Annotated in this window: 17 protein-coding genes; 7 read left to right on the top strand and 10 right to left on the bottom strand. The window is 59.5% G+C overall.

Going from position 1 to position 18,161, the window contains the following annotated elements; translation table 11 throughout:
- Nucleotides 1–2: 2 nt before the first annotated feature.
- Nucleotides 3–737, bottom strand: a complete 735-nt coding sequence (locus PHQ58_RS18375) for a ProQ/FINO family protein (RefSeq protein ID WP_300113868.1) — start codon at nt 735–737, stop codon at nt 3–5.
- 69 nt (nt 738–806) lie between these two features.
- Here PHQ58_RS18375 and PHQ58_RS18380 point away from each other — a divergent pair, with 69 nt between their 5' ends.
- The 3 genes from PHQ58_RS18380 (at nt 807) to PHQ58_RS18390 (ending at nt 5,138) form a co-directional block, all read left to right on the top strand.
- Nucleotides 807–3,524 (top strand): circularly permuted type 2 ATP-grasp protein, encoded by a 2,718-nt coding sequence (locus tag PHQ58_RS18380; protein WP_300113870.1) that lies wholly within the window; start codon nt 807–809, stop codon nt 3,522–3,524.
- Nucleotides 3,521–4,582: a transglutaminase family protein gene (locus tag PHQ58_RS18385; RefSeq protein ID WP_300113873.1), complete on the top strand. Its 1,062-nt coding sequence runs from the start codon at nt 3,521–3,523 to the stop codon at nt 4,580–4,582. The genes PHQ58_RS18380 and PHQ58_RS18385 overlap by 4 nt, the downstream gene beginning before the upstream one ends.
- 97 nt (nt 4,583–4,679) lie before the next feature.
- Nucleotides 4,680–5,138 (top strand): RidA family protein, encoded by a 459-nt coding sequence (locus PHQ58_RS18390; RefSeq protein ID WP_300113876.1) that lies wholly within the window; start codon nt 4,680–4,682, stop codon nt 5,136–5,138.
- Here the strand turns inward: PHQ58_RS18390 and PHQ58_RS18395 are convergent.
- The 6 genes from PHQ58_RS18395 to PHQ58_RS18420 form a co-directional block, all read right to left on the bottom strand.
- Nucleotides 5,135–6,964, bottom strand: a complete 1,830-nt coding sequence (locus PHQ58_RS18395; protein ID WP_300113878.1) for a methyl-accepting chemotaxis protein — start codon at nt 6,962–6,964, stop codon at nt 5,135–5,137. The genes PHQ58_RS18390 and PHQ58_RS18395 overlap by 4 nt on opposite strands.
- A gap of 51 nt (nt 6,965–7,015) precedes the next feature.
- A complete protein-coding gene (folK, locus tag PHQ58_RS18400) occupies nt 7,016–7,573 on the bottom strand; it encodes a 2-amino-4-hydroxy-6-hydroxymethyldihydropteridine diphosphokinase (protein WP_367187347.1) in 558 nt (185 codons plus the stop codon).
- Nucleotides 7,574–9,175: a polynucleotide adenylyltransferase PcnB gene (pcnB, locus tag PHQ58_RS18405; protein ID WP_300113880.1), complete on the bottom strand. Its 1,602-nt coding sequence runs from the start codon at nt 9,173–9,175 to the stop codon at nt 7,574–7,576. It lies immediately after the preceding gene.
- Between the two features lie 83 nt (nt 9,176–9,258).
- Nucleotides 9,259–9,924: an HAD family phosphatase gene (locus tag PHQ58_RS18410; protein WP_300113883.1), complete on the bottom strand. Its 666-nt coding sequence runs from the start codon at nt 9,922–9,924 to the stop codon at nt 9,259–9,261.
- 2 nt (nt 9,925–9,926) lie between these two features.
- Entirely contained in the window at nt 9,927–10,610 is a 684-nt protein-coding gene (gene hda / locus PHQ58_RS18415; protein WP_300113935.1) for a DnaA regulatory inactivator Hda, read from the bottom strand.
- Nucleotides 10,610–11,722, bottom strand: a complete 1,113-nt coding sequence (locus PHQ58_RS18420; protein WP_300113886.1) for an AI-2E family transporter — start codon at nt 11,720–11,722, stop codon at nt 10,610–10,612. Before PHQ58_RS18420 ends, hda begins: the two co-directional genes overlap by 1 nt.
- 180 nt (nt 11,723–11,902) lie before the next feature.
- Between PHQ58_RS18420 and purM the strand changes: the two genes are divergently transcribed.
- Nucleotides 11,903–12,955 carry a phosphoribosylformylglycinamidine cyclo-ligase gene (gene purM, locus PHQ58_RS18425; RefSeq protein WP_300113889.1) on the top strand — a complete coding sequence of 351 codons (1,053 nt, stop codon included), beginning with the start codon at nt 11,903–11,905 and terminating at the stop codon, nt 12,953–12,955.
- Nucleotides 12,956–13,096: 141 nt separating this feature from the next.
- Nucleotides 13,097–14,290: an MFS transporter gene (locus PHQ58_RS18430; RefSeq protein WP_300113892.1), complete on the top strand. Its 1,194-nt coding sequence runs from the start codon at nt 13,097–13,099 to the stop codon at nt 14,288–14,290.
- On the opposite strand, the gene PHQ58_RS18435 is transcribed toward PHQ58_RS18430, so the two are convergent.
- Entirely contained in the window at nt 14,287–14,802 is a 516-nt protein-coding gene (locus PHQ58_RS18435) for a DinB family protein (protein ID WP_300113895.1), read from the bottom strand. The genes PHQ58_RS18430 and PHQ58_RS18435 overlap by 4 nt on opposite strands.
- Nucleotides 14,803–15,090: 288 nt before the next feature.
- On the opposite strand from PHQ58_RS18435, the gene PHQ58_RS18440 reads away from it, so the two are divergent.
- Both PHQ58_RS18440 and PHQ58_RS18445 read left to right on the top strand, forming a co-directional pair.
- Nucleotides 15,091–15,651: an isochorismatase family protein gene (locus PHQ58_RS18440; RefSeq protein WP_300113898.1), complete on the top strand. Its 561-nt coding sequence runs from the start codon at nt 15,091–15,093 to the stop codon at nt 15,649–15,651.
- A gap of 10 nt (nt 15,652–15,661) precedes the next feature.
- Nucleotides 15,662–16,657, top strand: a complete 996-nt coding sequence (locus PHQ58_RS18445) for a GlxA family transcriptional regulator (RefSeq protein WP_300113900.1) — start codon at nt 15,662–15,664, stop codon at nt 16,655–16,657.
- 113 nt (nt 16,658–16,770) lie between these two features.
- Here the strand turns inward: PHQ58_RS18445 and PHQ58_RS18450 are convergent, their stop codons facing one another.
- Complete coding sequence (locus tag PHQ58_RS18450; protein ID WP_300113903.1) at nt 16,771–17,724, bottom strand: PA2778 family cysteine peptidase; 954 nt, start codon at nt 17,722–17,724, stop codon at nt 16,771–16,773.
- Nucleotides 17,721–18,116, bottom strand: coding sequence for a PA2779 family protein (locus PHQ58_RS18455; RefSeq protein WP_300113906.1), 396 nt, complete (start codon nt 18,114–18,116; stop codon nt 17,721–17,723). Before PHQ58_RS18455 ends, PHQ58_RS18450 begins: the two co-directional genes overlap by 4 nt.
- Nucleotides 18,117–18,161: the final 45 nt, after the last annotated feature.

Here is an 18,161-nt window from a genome sequence, read left to right on the forward strand (position 1 = left end):
ATCTACGGGTTAGTTTGAAGCACCGCCTTGACGTCGCGCAGGTCCATGCCCAGCATGTCGGCGAATGCCTCAGGGGTTTTGCCACTGGCTTCATAAGCTTTAAGCAGGGCCGCGCGGCGCGCGCGTTGCTGGTCCACTTCAGCCAGTGCATCGTCCAGCACCACTTGAATAGCCTCAGCAGGCGCGCCAATCCGCGCCAGATAGTCTTGCCTGGACAAACCAGATTGCTCATACGCAGCCACCAATTGCGCGTAGAGCTTAGGCCTCAGGTCGTCCTTGCTGCGGGCTTGACGGCGCTGGAACAACTCAACAATTGACAGATAAATATGTTCTGGGGCGACAGCTTCCACCGGGTTGCCTTGAAGATCATGGCGTTTCAGGCCAGATGCCACGCTTTGCAAGTAGCGCGTGGAGCGGGTGTGCACACCCAGCGCTGTTTTCAGGGTGTCTCGCTTGAAGTCGTCAGGGTGGGTTGCCAACAGTTCCTGAAAAATACCCAATTTAAGCGGCAGAAAGCGCTGACCGAACAACTGAGGGTAAAGCTCAAACAGTTTTTCCAGTACCGGTTGTGCGGACTCAAGGCGGTTTTTAGCTTTGGGTGCTGAGGATACAACCGCAACTGGCGCAGCGGCATCGGCCAAAAGTTCAGTATTTGTCTCAGTTGCTGGTGGGGCAAAGGGTGTGATGGAAGCGGTTTCAGGCAATTCGGTAGCCATGTCGGTCGTGGTGTCAGTCATGTCGGGCAATGTGTTGGGGGAACCCGTGATTGTCAACCAAAGCGCCGCATCGCTGGCATACTCCAAAGTATGAGTGAAGCACCCCTGTTACAAAGCCAGAATCAGAGCCGTCCAACCCCGTCAGTTGACACCCTGGCGCTGCATTGCCACGCAGCCCCCGGGCACTTTGATGAGCTCTCGGGCAAGGCAACGTTGGCAAACTCCCGTCAGGCTGAACCAGCTACTGATTCAGTAGCTTCTAGTGACGTATTGACAAGATCTTGGGCAGACTTTTTCTCGGAACTGTCAGTTGATAGCGCGGATGACATGGACCAGCGCGCCGCCAGTCTGGCACGTCAGATACGCGACAACGGCATCACCTACAACGTTTATGCTGATGAAAACGGACCGCAACGCCCGTGGTCGCTGGACGTTTTTCCGTTGCTGGTTGACGCAGCCAACTGGCGCCACATTGAAACCGGCGTACTGCAGCGGGTGCGGCTGCTGGAGCACATCATGGCCGATGTGTATGGGCCGCAAGCGCTGTTGCGCCAGGGCTTTTTGCCCCCTGCGCTGGTGCATGGCCACCCCGGCTACCTGCGTGCCATGCACGGCGTCAAGCCCGTGGGTGGGCGTTACCTGCACATTGCGGCGTTTGATTTGGCACGCGGGCCGGATGGCAACTGGTGGGTGGTGGGGCAGCGCACCCAGGCCCCATCCGGCTTGGGCTACCTGCTGGAAAACCGCCTGGCCATCTCGGCCCAGTTTCCGCAAGCCTTTGGCAAGCTGCGGGTACAGCGGCTGGCAGGTACCTACCGCGCCCTGATGGACAGCTTGCGCAGCATGAGCCCACTGGGGCAAGACGCCCACCTGGCACTGCTGACCCCCGGTCCCTACAACGAAACTTATTTTGAACACGCCTACCTGGCGCGCTACCTGGGCCTCACACTGGTAGAAGGCGGCGACCTGCTGGTGCGCGACGAGCATCTGTTCTTGAAAACCCTCAAAGGCTTGGTGCCAGTGCATGGCCTCTTGAAACGAGTGGACGACGAGTATCTGGACCCGCTCGAATTGCGCGCAGACTCCACATTGGGCGTACCCGGGCTGCTGCAAGCCATTCGGGCCGGCAACGTGCTGGTGGCCAATGCCCCAGGCACTGCATTCTTGGAGTCCCCCGCCCTGCTGGGTTTTTTGCCGGCACTGTCGCGCCATGTGTTTGGCGAAAAATTGACCTTGCCGGCCTTGGCCACGTGGTGGTGCGGTGAGCGCGGTGCCATGCAAGAAGCGCTGGAAAATTTGAAGAGCTGCGCCATCAAACCGACCTACCCCGGTTCGCCAAGCCACGGTAGTTTTGACTCGGTGCTGGGCGTTCAGCAAGACCAGCCCGCCCTGGACGAGTGGGTGGGGCGCATCATGCGCCAGCCCGAAGAACACACGGTGCAGGCCTACACGCCGCTGTCTCAAATGCCTGCCTGGCAATCGGCCAGCAAGAGTAATGCAGACGATGTGCCGGGCAGCCAGCTGAGGGCGCGCTCCGTAACGCTGCGGGTGTTTGCCGTGTCTGATGGTGCACAAGGCTGGCGTGTGCTCCCTGGTGGCCTGGCGCGAGTGGCCAGCCGCGGGCAAGAGATCACCGCCATGCAGCGTGGCGGCAGCAGCGCCGATGTCTGGGCCCTGACTCAGGGCGAGGTAGACGCCAGCACGTTACTTGCTCCGCACCTGACCCCCGAGAGTCTGATGCAACGCAAGCGCCTTGTGACCAGCCGCGCCGCGGAAAACCTGTTTTGGCTGGGGCGATACACCGAGCGCGCAGAAAATGCCATTCGACTCGCAAGGCTGACCCTGGAATGCCTGCACGGTGAAGAGCAATCCAGCCCGGCGCTGATCACCTGGCTGGGCCAGATGGCGCTGACCAACACGCTGGTGTTGCCCGGTGTGCCCACGCCGGCGCAGGCGGTGCGGGTATTTGAGCGCTCCTTGATTGACAGCCTGGGCAGCACGGCAGGTGCTACCAGCGTGGGTTTTTACCTGCGCGCCCTCAAAATGGCGGCCTCGACCGTGCGCGAACGCTTATCCCAGGAACATTGGCGCATCATCACCCGAGCCGAAGAAGACCTGTTCAGCCGTTTTGCCGAAGCACGCCAAAGGAGTGATTTCTCGACCCTGCATGCGCTGCAAATTCTGAAGGACACCAGCGACCACATGGCCGCCATCACCGGCGCGCAAACCGACCGCATGACGCGGGACGACGGCTGGCGCCTGCTCAGCATTGGCAGGCACGTGGAACGTCTGGCGTTTCTGGCCGGGGCCTTGAGTAGCGCACTGGCCTGCGGCAGCCTGAACACCGACAGCGGCTTTGACGCCATGGTCGAGCTGTTTGACAGCGCCATCACCTTCCACGCCCAGTTCCAGCAAAGTCGCGACATGGCGGCACTGATTGACCTGTTGGTGCTTGACCGTGACAACCCGCGCTCGGTTGCTTGGGTAGCCCACACGCTGCGGGGCCGCTTAGCCAAACTGGCTGGCAGCGAACCGCATGAATTGAGCGCCATGGCCCTGAAAGTACCTAATCCGAACGTGTGGAGCTTGACGCAGCTGTCCGGCTTGCATGTCGATCTGGCCAGCCCGGCCTTCGATCAAACCCTTGACGCGCTTCAACCCGCTGATGCACTAGCTATCGCGCGCTTTGAACTTCTCAACCGGGTCTTACAGCAATGCAGGCAGGCGGCGTTTAACGTCTCAGATGACATCAGCGCCACCTATTTCACGCACAGCGGCCTGGCCAATCGCAGCGTGGGGGCGCTATGAAATTACGCATCACCCACGAAACCGTGTATGACTACCGGCCAGCGGTAGAAACGGCCCAGCACATGGCCTACCTGACACCCCTGCCAACGCAGGCCCAGCAACTGCTGAGCCATCAGCTAGAGGTGACGCCCAGCCCAACGTGTTTGAGCGAGGCGTTGGACGTGTATGGCAACACCCGTAGTTTTTTCTCGCTGCAAGTCACCCACCGCCAGTTGCGCGTGGTGGCGCACAGTGAGGTGGCAACCCAACCCAGTGCTCTGCCCAACAGCACTGTGGCCTGGGAAGCCGTGCGTGAACGCCTGCGTTATCTGGCAGGCGCGCCCTTTGATGCGGCCAGCGAATTTGTCTTTGCCTCGCCCATGGTGCCTAGGCAAAGCGAATTTGCGATGTATGGCCGCCTCAGTTTTCCACCGGGTCGCCCGGTGTTGGCCGGCGCGCTTGACCTGATGCACCGTATATTTGCCGACTTCACTTATGAGAGCCAAAGCACCGAGGTCAACACCCCTGCGCTGGAAGCCCTGAACCAGCGTAAAGGCGTTTGCCAAGACTTTGCACACATTTTGATAGCCTGCCTGCGCTCGCTGGGGCTGGCAGCGCGTTATGTGAGCGGCTATTTGTTGACGCTGCCGGCGCCCGGCACGGTCAAGCTCAAGGGCAGCGACGCCTCACACGCTTGGGCAGCGGTTTACGTGCCCGACTTGCCCGACGGTCAGCGTTGGGTCGATCTCGACCCCACAAATGACCGCGCCGGATGGCTTTCACCCGGCGAAGACTATGTGACGCTGGCCATTGGGCGCGATTTTTCAGATGTTTCACCGCTACGCGGTGTGATTCATGGCGGGGCCAGCCACACCCTCAAAGTAGGTGTCACGGTAGAACCCGTTGCGCAATGGGTGAGCCCACTGCCGACACAAACCCAGTTGCGGGGCCTTGAGTCATGCCAGACGCAAGGCTTTGGTTCAGGGACAAACTTTGGGCAGTCACAAAGCCAATCATCAGGGCCTCTGGTGGTGCCATTGGGCGAGTCATCGCAAAACCAGGGTTCCGGCAGGTCTTAAAATACAGCGGCTTAATGTTGCAAATTTAATAGCTACCAATGCATATAAATAAAGGGCTAGCGCCCATTTCTTCATATATTTTTTGAAAGACATCGTCATGAGCATTTACGCCAAACTAACCCAACTCGGTATCACCCTGCCCCCCGTCGCTGCACCTGCAGCCGCCTATGTGCCCTTTGTTCAGACTGGCAACCTGGTGTTTTTGAGCGGCCACATTGCCAAGAAAGATGGCAAGGTGTGGGCTGGCCAATTTGGCAAAAACATGAGCACCGAGGAAGGCAAAGCTGCCGCCCGGGCCATCGCCATTGACTTGCTGGGCACGCTGCATGCCGCCGTGGGCGACCTGAACCGCGTCAAGCGCATCGTCAAGCTGATGTCATTGGTTAACTCCACAGGCGATTTCACAGAGCAACACCTGGTGACCAACGGTGCCAGCGAACTCATCGGTGAAGTGTTTGGCCCCGAGGCCGGCGCACATGCCCGCAGCGCCTTTGGTGTGGCCCAAATTCCGCTGGGCGCATGTGTCGAGATCGAGATGATTGCCGAAGTGGCTTAAAACGTTTCCCAATCAGAATCGGCTGCCGGTGCGGGCGTTGACCTGACGGGTGCTTTGGCAGGGGCCGAAGTTTTGGCCATCGCCAGGCGATTCATTGGCCCCGGTCCAGCGGGCTTGGGGGCCGCAGCCTTTTGAGTGGTGCCCAACTGCTTGGCGGCAGGCCGTGAGGCCAGTGCGGGTTTTGCCCGGGCTGCGGGCAGTTGGGCTGGCCTGCGGTACGCCAAAGCTTGCGGCCGTGGCGTGATGTCACGCGGTGGGTGCTGCTGCATGGCCAGCGAGGAGCCATTGGTCTTGAACACCGCCACGGCGCGCGCCAATTGGTCGGCTTGGTCGCGCAGGCTTTCGGCGGCTGCGGCGCTTTGCTCCACCAAAGCGGCGTTTTGCTGGGTCATCTGATCGAGGTTGCCAATGGCGCCATTGATCTCTGAAATACCATCACTTTGCTCGCCCGACGCTGCGGTGATTTCACCGATCACATCCACCACCTTGCGCACCGACTGCACGATGTCGTTCATGGTCACGCCAGCGTCAGACACCAATTGGGTGCCAGAGGCCACTTTGTCTACCGAGGTGTTGATCAGCGTCTTGATTTCCTTGGCTGCTTCGGCACTGCGCTGCGCCAGGCTGCGCACTTCGCTGGCCACCACCGCAAAGCCACGGCCCTGCTCACCGGCGCGTGCCGCCTCTACCGCGGCGTTGAGCGCCAAAATGTTGGTTTGAAAGGCGATGCTGTCGATGACACCAATGATGTCGGCAATCTTGCGGCTGCTGACGTTGATTTCTTCCATGGTGGTCACCACTTGACGCACCACGGCGCCGCCGCGCTCAGCCACAGTAGAGGCGGTTGCCGCCAGTGTGCTGGCCTGGCGCGCGTTGTCGGCGCTGAGCTGCACGGTCTGCGTCAAATGGTCCATGCTGGAGGCGGTGGACTGCAGGTTGCTTGACGTTTGCTCGGTGCGTTGGGCCAGGTCGTTGTTGCCAACGGCAATTTCATTGCTGGCATTGGCGATGCTGTCGGTGCTGTTGCGCACCTGGTTCACCATGTGGCCAAGTGACGCATTCATGCTGGAGAGAGACTTCATCAGATCGCCAAATTCGTCACCACGGTTGGTGTCAATTTGCATGCTGAGGTCACCCTTCGCAATTCTTGCAGCCAGATCATTGGCGGCCATTAATGGTTGCCGAATAGACCGGATCAACCACGCCGCACCGGCCATGATGCCCAGCAGAAAAAAGACCACAACACCCGCAATTATTTTCGACGTCGTTGCCCGTGCTTGCTCCATCTCAATCATGAAGGCTGCAGCAGACTTTTCTTCAATTTGAACGAGATCACGCAGTGCGTTCACGTAAATTTTTTGCGCGGGAACATATTCCGCATTGATCATGGCCAAGGCTTCTTCGGCGTTGCCGTCTGCTCGCATCTTGCGAGCGGCATCGCGCAAGCTGATCACCTTCTTGCGGTTGGACGCAATGTTTTCCATCTGGGCCTTTTCGTCCGGCGAAAGCTGCATGGACTCAATGCTCTTCTGGACCTCGTTGATGCGGGCAGTTGTTTCCGCGATGGCTGTCTTGAAAGACGCATCAACCGCCGGATCGCTGCTGATGACACTGGCAGTCACCCGCACAGAGTTGGCCAGGGTATCTGCAAACCACTGATTGGCTAATCTGGTGCGTGTATTCAGATCAGTCAGCGTGCTGTTCATCCGGTCTTGTTGCTCAGCTGTGCGGATGGACACGCCAATCACAAGAAAAACCTGGGCCGATATGATGATCGCTACCGCGATCCAGAGCTTGGCGGCCAGGCGCAGATTGTTGAAAATCATCAGAATGTTTCCTTGTTTGTTCTCAAGCGCGAACACGGCTTGTTGCTGGTTTCAGTGTAATGCACCGTCTCTCAAGGACTGAGACTCATCGAATCGATGAATCTCCTGGCCTACTACAGCACGTAACTGCTCGGCTGTCACGCAGTGAGGCGCTATTTCAGCCAGCGGCACAAGCACAAAAGCCCGCTGCATCATGCGTGGGTGCGGTACCACCAACTGTGGGCTGTCGATGCGGGCATCGCCGTAGAGCAGCAGATCCAAGTCAAGTGTCCGCGGCGCGTTGAGGTAAGGCCGCTTGCGCCCGGCAAGCGTTTCAAGATGCTGCAATTGCATTAGCAGCTCATGGGCGTTGAGATGGGTTTGCACCCCAATCACGGCGTTCACAAAATCCGGGCCGCTGGCATCTACGGGCGCGCTGCGGTACAGGCCAGATGCGCTCACCAGCCGGGTTTGTGGCATGGCCGCGACCTGCGTTATGGCTGTGCGCACGGTGGTGGGTGCATCACCCATGTTGCCACCGAGTGCAATGAAGGCCAGCACCTCGGTACGCCCTGCGCCAGCCACGTTGATGGTTCGCAGCCCGTTGCCGGGTGATGTCACAGGTGTCACTCAGACTTGCGGGTCTTGCGCTGGGGTATCGCCTGCACTTCGATCGGTTGGACGACGGCGGCGGCGGCGTTTCTTGGGCGCCTGGGAACCATCAAGCGCCGCACCATCCATCGACGAATCCCCCTGGTGTCCGGATGGCTCGGCAGGCAATGCCGTAGCGCTTGGCTTTGATGCCCCTTCAACCGTGCCGGCAGGCGCTTTGTGTACCCGTGGCGCACGTGCTGGCCGGGCACGCTGCTGTTGTTCCAGCTTGACGGCATCGACCATGTCATTGCGCAAATCGTCGTTGGCCATGCTGAACTCTTCCCACCAATCAGACACCACGATGTCCAACTCGCCGTTCTCGGCACGCAAGCGCATGAAGTCAAAGGCGGCCCGAAAGCGCGGCTGCTCGGTCAAGCCAAACGGGGCACTGCCTACGCGCTTCTCGAACCGTGGCTGCATCAACCAAATCTCGCGCATGTCGCCAGCCAACTTGCCGCGGCCCGACACGTCACCAATGCGGGCATTGAACACGTCTTCAATCGCATCTTGCAAGGCCGGATGGGGATTTTGACGCTCGCTGATGCGTTTGGCCCAGCCATCACGCACATCGGCCCACAACACGCAGGCCAGCAAAAAGCTGGGGGCTACCGGTTTGCCTTCGCCCACCCGGCGGTCGGTGTCAAGCAATGCGGCTTTGACGAACGGTGAGTCGACGCGTTCAACCACCACATCCAGCAGCGGGTAAATGCCGTGGGCCAGGCCCAGTTCTTTCAGCTTGTCGATGGAGGCCAGCGCATGGCCCGTCTGCAGCAGCTTGAGCATTTCATCAAACAGGCGGCTTTGCGGCACCTCTAACAGCAAGCTTCTGCATTTCACCAGGGGTGTGGCGGTTTTGGGCTCCAGCTTGAAGCCCAGGCCATTGAGCTTGGCGGCAAAACGGATGGCGCGGATGATGCGCACCGGGTCTTCACGGTAACGCGCAGCCGGGTCGCCAATCATGCGAATGACTTTGGCCTTGGCATCTTTGATGCCGTGGTGGTAGTCGACCACAATTTGTGTCTCGGGGTCGTAATACATGGCGTTGATGGTGAAGTCGCGGCGCACCGCGTCTTCTTCCTGCGGGCCCCAGACGTTGTCGCGCAGCACCCGCCCGGTGCTGTCCACCGCATGGGTCATGCCGGCCAATTCGCTCTTGCTGGTTTTCTCGTTACCCGCCACCTGTTCTGCAGCGACGTTGTCAAGGTAAGCGCGAAACGTGGAGACCTCAATCACCTCATGCTCGCGGCCCCGGCCGTACACCACGTGCACGATGCGAAAACGCCGCCCGATGATGAAAGCCCGGCGAAACAGCCCTTTGACCTGCTCCGGCGTGGCGTTGGTCGCCACGTCAAAATCTTTTGGGGCCAGCCCGAGCATCAGATCACGCACGGCACCGCCTACGATGTAAGCCTCAAAACCCGCCTGTTTCAACGTGCGCACCACACCTGACGCTCGCTCGTCGACCAATTTGGGGTTGATGCCGTGCTCGGCCGGACCAATCTCCATGCGTTTGCCAAATGGGTGTTTGGCCGCCGGGGCAGGTTTGCCCAAAAGTTTATTGATGAAATTTTTGATCATTTATGTTTGTTTTCTTAACTATGCGATACCAAGCGCTGTCGTCATTGGGAACGCAGTGATGCGATACGGCCTTGGCCCTGATTTTAGAAAAGCTCGAGTATGCGCCAGCCACGTGCCAGAGCCACCTCGCGCAACCCCGCATCAGGGTTGGTGGCCACCGGGTAGTTGACCCTTTGAAGCAGGGGCAAATCATTGCTTGAGTCGCTGTAAAAAGTGCTTTCGACATCGCCCCAGGTCATATGACGGGCATGCAGCCATTGCTCAACCCGTGCCACCTTTCCTTCACGAAATGACGGCGTGCCATCGATTTCCCCGGTGAACCAGCCGCTTGCCGAGTCACGCTCCAGCTTGATGGCAAGCAGCTCATGCACACCAAATGCATGGGCAATGGGTGCGGTGACGAATTCGTTGGTGGCTGTGATGATCACCACCACATCCCCCGCCGCCTGGTGCTGCTGCACCAGTGCCAAAGCCTGAGGCTTCATGGCTTTTTTAACCACAGCCCTCATGAAATCTGCGTGAGCAGCTTCTGAATTTATAGCACCCTGACGGCGCATTGCGGCGGTGGCGAAGCGGATATATTCGTGAATATCGAGCGTGCCGGCTTTGTATTGTTCGTAAAACACCTCGTTGCGTTGAGTAAATTCTGCCGCGTCGTTCCAGCCCAGTGCGGTGGTGAAGACACCCCACTCGTAGTCCGAGTCCATGGGAATCAAGGTGTGATCCAGGTCAAAGAGCGCCAGTTTCATCGTTAGGTGTTGTCCATCATGGTTTTAATCAGGGGAATGGTGACGGCGCGCTGGGTCTGAAGGGCGTAGCCGTCCATCAGGTCAAGCAGCTCCATCAAGCTGCCCAAGTCACGGCTGAAGCGCGTCAGCATGAAGTCCATCACCTCGTTAGTCAAAAAAATACCGCGTGTATCGGCGGCCTGGCGCAGCACCGCGCGGCGCTCGGGCTCACTCAAGGCCTGCAGGGCAAACACATGGCCCCAGCCCAGGCGGGTGCGCAAGTCGTCGCGCAGCTTCAGGTCGGCAGGCGGCAGGCTGCCCGCAGCCAACACGGCCAGTTGCAGGGTTTGCGCGTGCACAAACCAGTTAAATGCCACGTGTTGCAATTCGGTATTAAAGGCATGCACGTCATCCATCAAGACACAAGCCCAGTTTTCGTCGAATTCTGGCGGCGCCTGCACATTTGGGTCGAGCCAGCCCACAGACTCGCCTTGCTGCTGCAGCGCTGCGCGCAAAGCCTGGAGCAAATGCGTTTTTCCGCAGCCGTTGCCGCCCCACAAGTAGGTGGGCACGGGAGAGCGCAGCGTACTGGTGGCGTCACCGAGCCAGAGTGTCAGGTGCGCAACGGCGGCTTCGTTGGGGCCCGCGCAAAAATTTTTCAGGCTCGGGCCAGTGGGCAGACCCATGTCAAGCACCAGTTGTTGCATCATGCGTCCTGTGCGTCCTGTGCGTCCTGTGCGTCCTGGTACAGCGTGCTGCCAATGTACGCAGTGCGCAGACGCCGAATGGCCACCAGCAGCACGGCACTGAGCGGCAGCGCAATCAGCACGCCAACAAACCCCAGCAAATGGCCAAACGCCATCAAGGCAAAAATAACGGCCAACGGGTGCAGGCCAATGCGCTCACCCACCAGCCGCGGCGTCAGCACAAAGCTTTCTACCAACTGCCCAATGCCATACACCACCGCCACCATCACCAGCGCGCTGACGTGGCCGGTTTGGGCGGAAAACTCCAAAAACCCGGCCAGGGTGGCCAGAATCAGGCCCAGACCAAATCCTAGGTAGGGAATAGCCACTGCCAAGCCGGTGAACACGCCAATCGGCAAGGCCAGATCGAGCCCAAACAGCGCTAGACCAGCACTGTAGTACACCGCCAGCACCACCATCACCAGCAATTGGCCGCGCAGGTATTGGCCCAACACGGCGTCGGCCTCTTCGGTAAAGCTGTCTACCGCCGAGCGCAAGCGGGGAGGCACCAGCACCAGCAGCAGCCCCATAAAACGGCGCCACTCCATCAGCAGGTAAAACAGCACCACAGGGATCAGCACCGCATTGCCCACCACTGATAGCGCGACACTACCGCCGAGCTTTGCTGACGCCAGCAGGCGGCCCAGCATGTCTTCAAAATTGGCATTCAAGTGCTCCATGGCAAAGGCCTTGAGGCTCGCCACATCCAGCGTCAGCTTTAGTCCAAACTGGGACAACAAAGGTTGCGAAGCGGCAGTGAAGCGGTCAAGCATGGGCGGCACCTGCTCGCGCAGCAGCGGCAGTTGCTTGACCAGGATTGGCACCACGAGCAGCATCAGGGCCAGCAACATAAGCAGAAAAACCACCTCAACCAGCACCACAGCGGCCAGCCGAGGTATGCGCCCGCGGCCCAGATGGTCAAGCCAATCCACCACCGGGGTCAGCGCATAGGCCAGAATGGCAGCCACCACAAAGGGGGTCAACACCGGTGCCAGCAGCCACAACACGGCGACCGCGCCCAGCAACAATGCGCCCCAGGCGGTGGCTCTTTTTTGTGTGGAAGTAAATTGCATCGAAATGGCGAAAAGCCGGGCCCTTAAAACAAAAGTTCAGCGCAGACCCACTTAAGCAAGTGGCGTCGCAACTAAAATCTGGCCAAATTCTATCGGGCTTGACCGCAGCAGCTTTCTTTTTGGCAGTTTTGCGGACCCACAGGCCAAGCCCACACCCTTTTCCCCTCATCGACCCAAGCCATGACCACTTCCAACACCCCTACCACTCCCCTATCGTACAAAGCCGCGGGCGTTGACATTGACGCAGGCGACGCGCTGGTGGAACGCATCAAGCCTTTGGCTAAAAAGACCATGCGCGAAGGCGTGCTGGCTGGCATTGGCGGCTTTGGCGCGTTGTTTGAAGTGCCCAAGCGCTACAAGGAGCCTGTGCTGGTGAGTGGCACCGATGGTGTCGGCACCAAGCTTAAATTGGCATTCGAGTGGCAAATGCACGACACCGTGGGCATTGACCTGGTGGCCATGAGTGTCAACGACGTGCTGGTGCAAGGCGCCGAGCCGCTGTTTTTTCTGGACTACTTTGCCTGCGGCAAGCTCGATGTGGACACCGCAGCCGCTGTGGTGGGCGGCATTGCCAAGGGCTGCGAGCTGTCCGGCTGTGCGCTGATTGGTGGCGAAACCGCTGAAATGCCCGGCATGTACCCAGCGGGTGAATACGACCTAGCTGGTTTCGCTGTGGGTGCGGTCGAAAAATCAAAAATCTTGACCGGTGCCGACGTGAAGCCCGGCGACGTGGTGCTGGGCCTGGCCTCCAGTGGCGTGCACTCCAACGGTTTTAGCCTGGTGCGCAAGTGCATTGAACGCGCCGAAGGCGCTGGCAGTGTGCCCGCCACACTAGACGGCAAACCTTTCAAACACGCCCTGATGGAGCCCACCCGCCTGTATGTGCTGAACGTACTGGCGGCGCTTAAGCAGCACCCGATCAAGGCGCTGGCCCACATCACCGGTGGCGGTTTGCTTGAAAACATTCCCCGCGTGCTGCCCGAAGGCATGGCCGCGCACCTGGTCAAGGGCAGCTGGCCGCAAACCGAGCTGTTTGCCTGGCTGCAGAAAACCGCTGGCATTGACGACATCGAGATGAACCGCACCTTCAACAACGGCATCGGCATGGTGGTGGTGATTGACGCAGCCAACGCTGCCGCTTGCGCTGCCACGCTGCGCGCTGCGGGTGAAACCGTGTTCGAGATTGGTGTGATTGCCGAGCGCGGTGACGCGGCGGCGGTGTTGGTGCGCTAGCCATCATGGGCCGCTTGGGGCGGGCTTTAGTTTGCTTTGGTTGATTCAAGTCGACCAAAGCATGGCGCCAAATTTGCTATCTATTAAATAGCTGCTTACGCTTATTATATAAGGGCTAGAGCCCGATTTATCATATAAATCATGGCCACACGCTTTGCCACCCTGCGGCAGATTCCGGGCAGCATCTGGGCGCTGGGATTTGTGAGCCTGCTGATGGATGTGTCGAGCGAGCTGATCCACAGCCTGCTGCCGGTGTTCATGGTCACCGCTTTGGGCATCAGCGTTTTTACAGTAGGGCTGATCGAAGGCGCGGCCGAAGCCACGGCGCTGATCGTCAAAGTGTTCTCAGGCGCTTTGAGCGATTACTGGGGCAAGCGCAAACCCCTGGCGGTCCTGGGCTATGGCCTGGGGGCGTTCACCAAACCGCTGTTTGCACTGGCCACCTCCAGCGGCTTGATCATTACTGCCCGCCTGGCCGACCGCGTTGGCAAAGGCATACGCGGCGCCCCACGTGACGCTTTGGTGGCTGACCTGGCACCGCCCGAACTGCGCGGTGCCGCCTTTGGCCTGCGCCAGTCGCTTGACACCGTGGGTGCGTTTCTGGGGCCAATGCTGGCGGTGGGTTTCATGCTGCTTTGGCATGACGACTTTCGGGCTGTGTTCTGGGTCGCCAGCGTGCCCGCCTTTTTGTGCGTGGCACTGCTCATCTGGGGCGTGCAAGAGCCCGATAAGCCGCTGGCTGTCAAACGCCTCAACCCCATCAGCCGTTCCAACCTGGCGCGCTTGAGCCCAGCCTATTGGTGGGTGGTGGGCGTCGGTGCGGTGTTCACCCTGGCGCGGTTTTCTGAGGCTTTTCTGGTGCTGCGCGCCAACGAAGGTGGGTTGGCGCTGGCCTGGACCCCGGTGGTGCTGATCAGCATGAACGTCGTCTACGCCGCCTGCGCCTACCCGTTTGGCAAGCTGGCCGACAAGTTACCCCACACGCAGCTGTTGGGCTGGGGCTTGCTGCTGTTGATTGGCGCTGACGCTTTATTGGCCTACAGCAACAGTGGCGTAGTGTTTTGGGCTGGCGTGGCACTGTGGGGCCTGCACATGGCCATGACACAAGGCCTGCTGGCCGCCATGGTGGCTGACACAGCCCCGGCTGATTTGCGTGGCACAGGCTACGGCTTTTTCAATCTGCTCAGTGGCTTGGCCATGCTACTTGCAAGCGGGCTGGCGGGTTGGCTGTGGCAGAGCTTCGGTGCAGCCACCACGTTCATGGCTGGCATCGGATTTGCGGGCGTGGCGCTAGTGCTGATGGTGCTACGACCACGCGGCTCGGCTCCAAGCTAGGCAAGGGCCTGGGCTTGTCTGCGCGATGGCTCGCGGACATGGAGAAACTTGGTATACAGATCACGGGGCGGGGCAACAGCCATTGACTTCAACACCTGCCCCACGTTCCCTCGGTGATATGACCCGTGCGTAATGACATGAAACAGCATCTCTTCACGAGACATTTGGCCGACATCACCATCGGTGAAGCGGAAGGAAATGCTTTCATTGAGTTGTTTATCGGTAATCGTGGCAACGTGGCTTTCAAACCAGGCATCAGTTTCTGCGACGGCGAATTGAAGGTCACCGAGTTTAGGTGTGGCTTGCGTATTTGTCGCCGTGTAGTTATGCGGTTCACCCGTCAAGTGGGCCCGAAATATCTGGTCCACGACATAGATGTGGTTAAGCGTGCGAATGGCAGAGTGGATGGCAGCGGCGTGCGGCTCAGAGCTCACTGTAGCAAGCACGTTGAACAGCTCATTATTGGCCCAGGATTTTTGTGCAAGCAGTGACTGAAGTGAGGTTTTGGACATGATGTGGGGCGGTTAGTTGTTGACTGGCCTAAGTAATTTATACCGCAAAACTCGCGAATGTAACTGGCCATGCGTACGCCCAAAGCGCGGGCATTGACGCCATCTTCTTTAACGCGCGGACGCCAGGCCTGGCTCAATGGATGCGCGTTGCACAACAAGAAAAGCCATCAAGCGCCCTTTAAGGAATTCACAATTCATGTCTCAATTTGACTGATACTTGTCGTTCTTCAGTCGGCTTTATGATTGATCTAAGCGCATCATTGAACTTTTCAACTCACGGGAAAATCTATGAAAACATGTCTTATTTTGATTGATGCACAGGAGTCATTCCGCCAGCGTCCGTATTTCACCGACACTGACCTGCCCGCCTATCTGGTCGCACAAAACGCCCTGATTGACGGTTGCGTGGCCCAGGGCGTGCCGATTGTTCGGGTTTTTCACGTCGACGGCCCAAAAGTGGTCAGCAACCCGTTTTCTATCGAATCCGGCTTTGTGCAGCCGCTGGCCGAGTTACACGCTTTTGAAGCCTCAGCCACATTTATCAAGGGGCGCCACAGTGCACTGGTAGGCACCGGGCTGGAGGTGTGGCTGACACAACTAGGCATCCAGAGGCTGATCGTCAGCGGTATTCGCACCGAGCAATGCTGCGAAACCACCACGCGCCACGCCTCTGACTTGGGCTGGTCGGTGGACTACTGCCTGGATGCCACGCTGACCTGGGACATGCAGCATCTGGACGGCTCTACGCTGAGTGCCGCCGACATCAAAGCCCGCACCGCGGCCGTGCTGAAAGATCGCTTTGCCACGGTTTGCAGCGCTGCTCAGGCGCTGGAGCGGACAGCAGGTTGACAGGCAATTTATGACCAGACAGACAGCGGCCATTACACCGATCCAGGTGCTGTTCGCCCTGCTGCCCGACAGCTTGGCGCTGGATTGGGCTGGGCCGGCTGAGGCCTTGCGCATCGCCAACCAGGCGTTGCTGGCACAGGGCCAGCCCGAGCGCTTTGTGCTGCGGTTTGTTGGGCCAGTCAGTGAAGCAGTCAGTTCGGTCGGCCTCAGACTGGCTGGTCTTGAGGCGCTGCCTGACAAGCTGACCGAGCCAACCTGGGTGGTGCTGGTGGGTCAGCCGGGTGCCACGATTCCGGTGCAATCCGAGGCGACCCAGGGGCTGCTGCACTGGCTGCGTGGCCTGCGGCTGCAAACCCATAAACTGGAGCTGATGACGGTGTGTGCGGGCGCTTTATTGGCAGCGCACGCGGGCTTGCTGGCGGGCCACCACGTGACCACGCACCACCACCATCTGGCTGAATTGCAGACGGTGGAGCCTGCGTGTCATGTGGTTGAAAACCGGGTGTTTGTGGAAGACGCGCCGGTGTACAGCAGCGCAGGCGTGACCACTGGCGTGGATTTGACACTGCACCGCATGGCACAAATCTGTGGCGAGCCCATCACCGCGCTGGTGGCACAAACCATGGTGGTGGCCATGCGTCGCGGCCCAAACGACCCGGAGCTGTCACCGTTTTTGGCCTACCGCAACCACCTGCACCCTGCCCTGCATCGCGTGCAGGATGCCATCAGCAGCCAGCCCGCTGCCGAGTGGCATTTGGCCAGCATGGCAGCCGTGGCCTGCACGTCGCCCCGACACCTGACGCGGCTGTTCATGGCGCACGCCGACATTGCGCCGCTGCAGTACCTGCGTCGCATCCGGCTGGCGGTGGCACAAACGGCGCTGCAGTCTGGCCGCAATGTGACGCAAGCCGCGGCGCTTGCCGGGTTCAGTTCCGATACTCAATTGCGCCGGGCCTGGCATCAGTTGGGTGAAACGGGAACACCGTCGAACCCAAATTCACTATAGTTATAGTAGCTGTTTATGCATGTTTTATAAGCACTAGAAGGCTAAAAGGCTTATAAATTTCAAGCAACGACTGGCGCAAGGTGCGGAAGGCTTCAGCCCGCCAGTGCATCGGCCTATTTGCTGAGAATTTCCTTCTGCAAGGCGAGGTACGCTGGCAGGCGCGCGCCACCCAGTGTCACGGCTTTAGAGATGGCTTGGCGGGCCTCTTGACGGCGGCCCAACTCCAGCAGCACTTGGGCCAGATTGTTCCAGCCGTCAGCAAAATCGGCGTGTTTCAGGACGGCGTGGCGAAAGGCTTTGGCTGCCACTTCACGTTGCCCTAGGGCGTAAGCTGTGTTGCCCACACCCAAAAGTGCAGCGCGGTCGTCAGGCCAGCGCTTCACGGCTGCGGCAAACGCTAGCTGCGCAGCAGCCACATGCACGCGTTCCAACGCCGCTGCCGCTGTGGTGAAGGTTTGTGGCTCGGCAGTGGCTGGCAGTTGACCCGGCTTCAACGCCAGCATGGCCCAATATTGCCCGCGCGCCCAAGTGCGCTCAAAGGCAAACATTGAAATCTCCATGCGCGCCGTGCGCCCGGAATGCAGCAGCAACACATGGCGCGCGCGGTCATAGCCCATCACCACAGCGTAGTGCCACACCGGGTAAATCTGAAACGCTAGGTTCTGAAACACCAACACCGGGTGACCGGCAGCCACCTCGCGCAACACGTCTTCCACTTGTGGCTTCAAAGGGTAAGCCAGCAAGCCCTGGCGACGCGTGGCGGCCAGCATTTCGGGCTGCAGTGAGCCTTGGCGACCCGGCAGGTAAACCTGACTGACCAAGGCCTCAGGCGTGACCTGCACCCCAGCCGTAGTTGCCACCATGGCCAATGACGCCGGCCCGCATTCAAAGTCTTCCTGCGGGAAAAACGGCACCTGGGTGAGTTCTACCTGTGCAGGCACGTCTTCTGGCCAGCGGGCGTCCAGCATGGCCACCTGCCGCGTGGCGCAGCCACCCAAAAACAGCATCGCCCAAACAAAAACCCCCGTCAAAACGGGGGTTCGAAGGCTCAGGCGTTGGCCGATCATCGAACCGATCGTGTGAACGGAAACACCTTGGTCAGGCCCATGATGTCTGTCACCAGCAAAACTATGAACACGGTAAACAGAATGCCCAGCACGTCGCCACCGGCCGGGGCCTGATCAATCCGACCCGCCAGTTGGGCCACTTCAGCATCGGACATGGCGGCCACACGTTCCATGGCGGCTTGTGCGGTCACGCCTTGGCCGAGCATGGCTTGGCGAACCTCGGCACGGGCGAAAAACTGGTTCACCGTGTCACGGCTGGCACTTTGGCTGGTTGCCGCAGGCGCGGTGATTTCTTCGGTGGCGACGATGCGAGCCTGCGCACTGAACGGCAAGCCTGCTGCGGTGATGCAAACGATCAGGCCAGTGGAGATGATTTTTTTGATGCTGTTCATGGGTACTCTTTTGGGTTGTGGCAAAAACCCCCTGATTCAATCGAC

The organism is Rhodoferax sp. (genome assembly GCF_028688795.1).
Taxonomy (GTDB): Bacteria; Pseudomonadota; Gammaproteobacteria; order Burkholderiales; family Burkholderiaceae_C; genus Rhodoferax.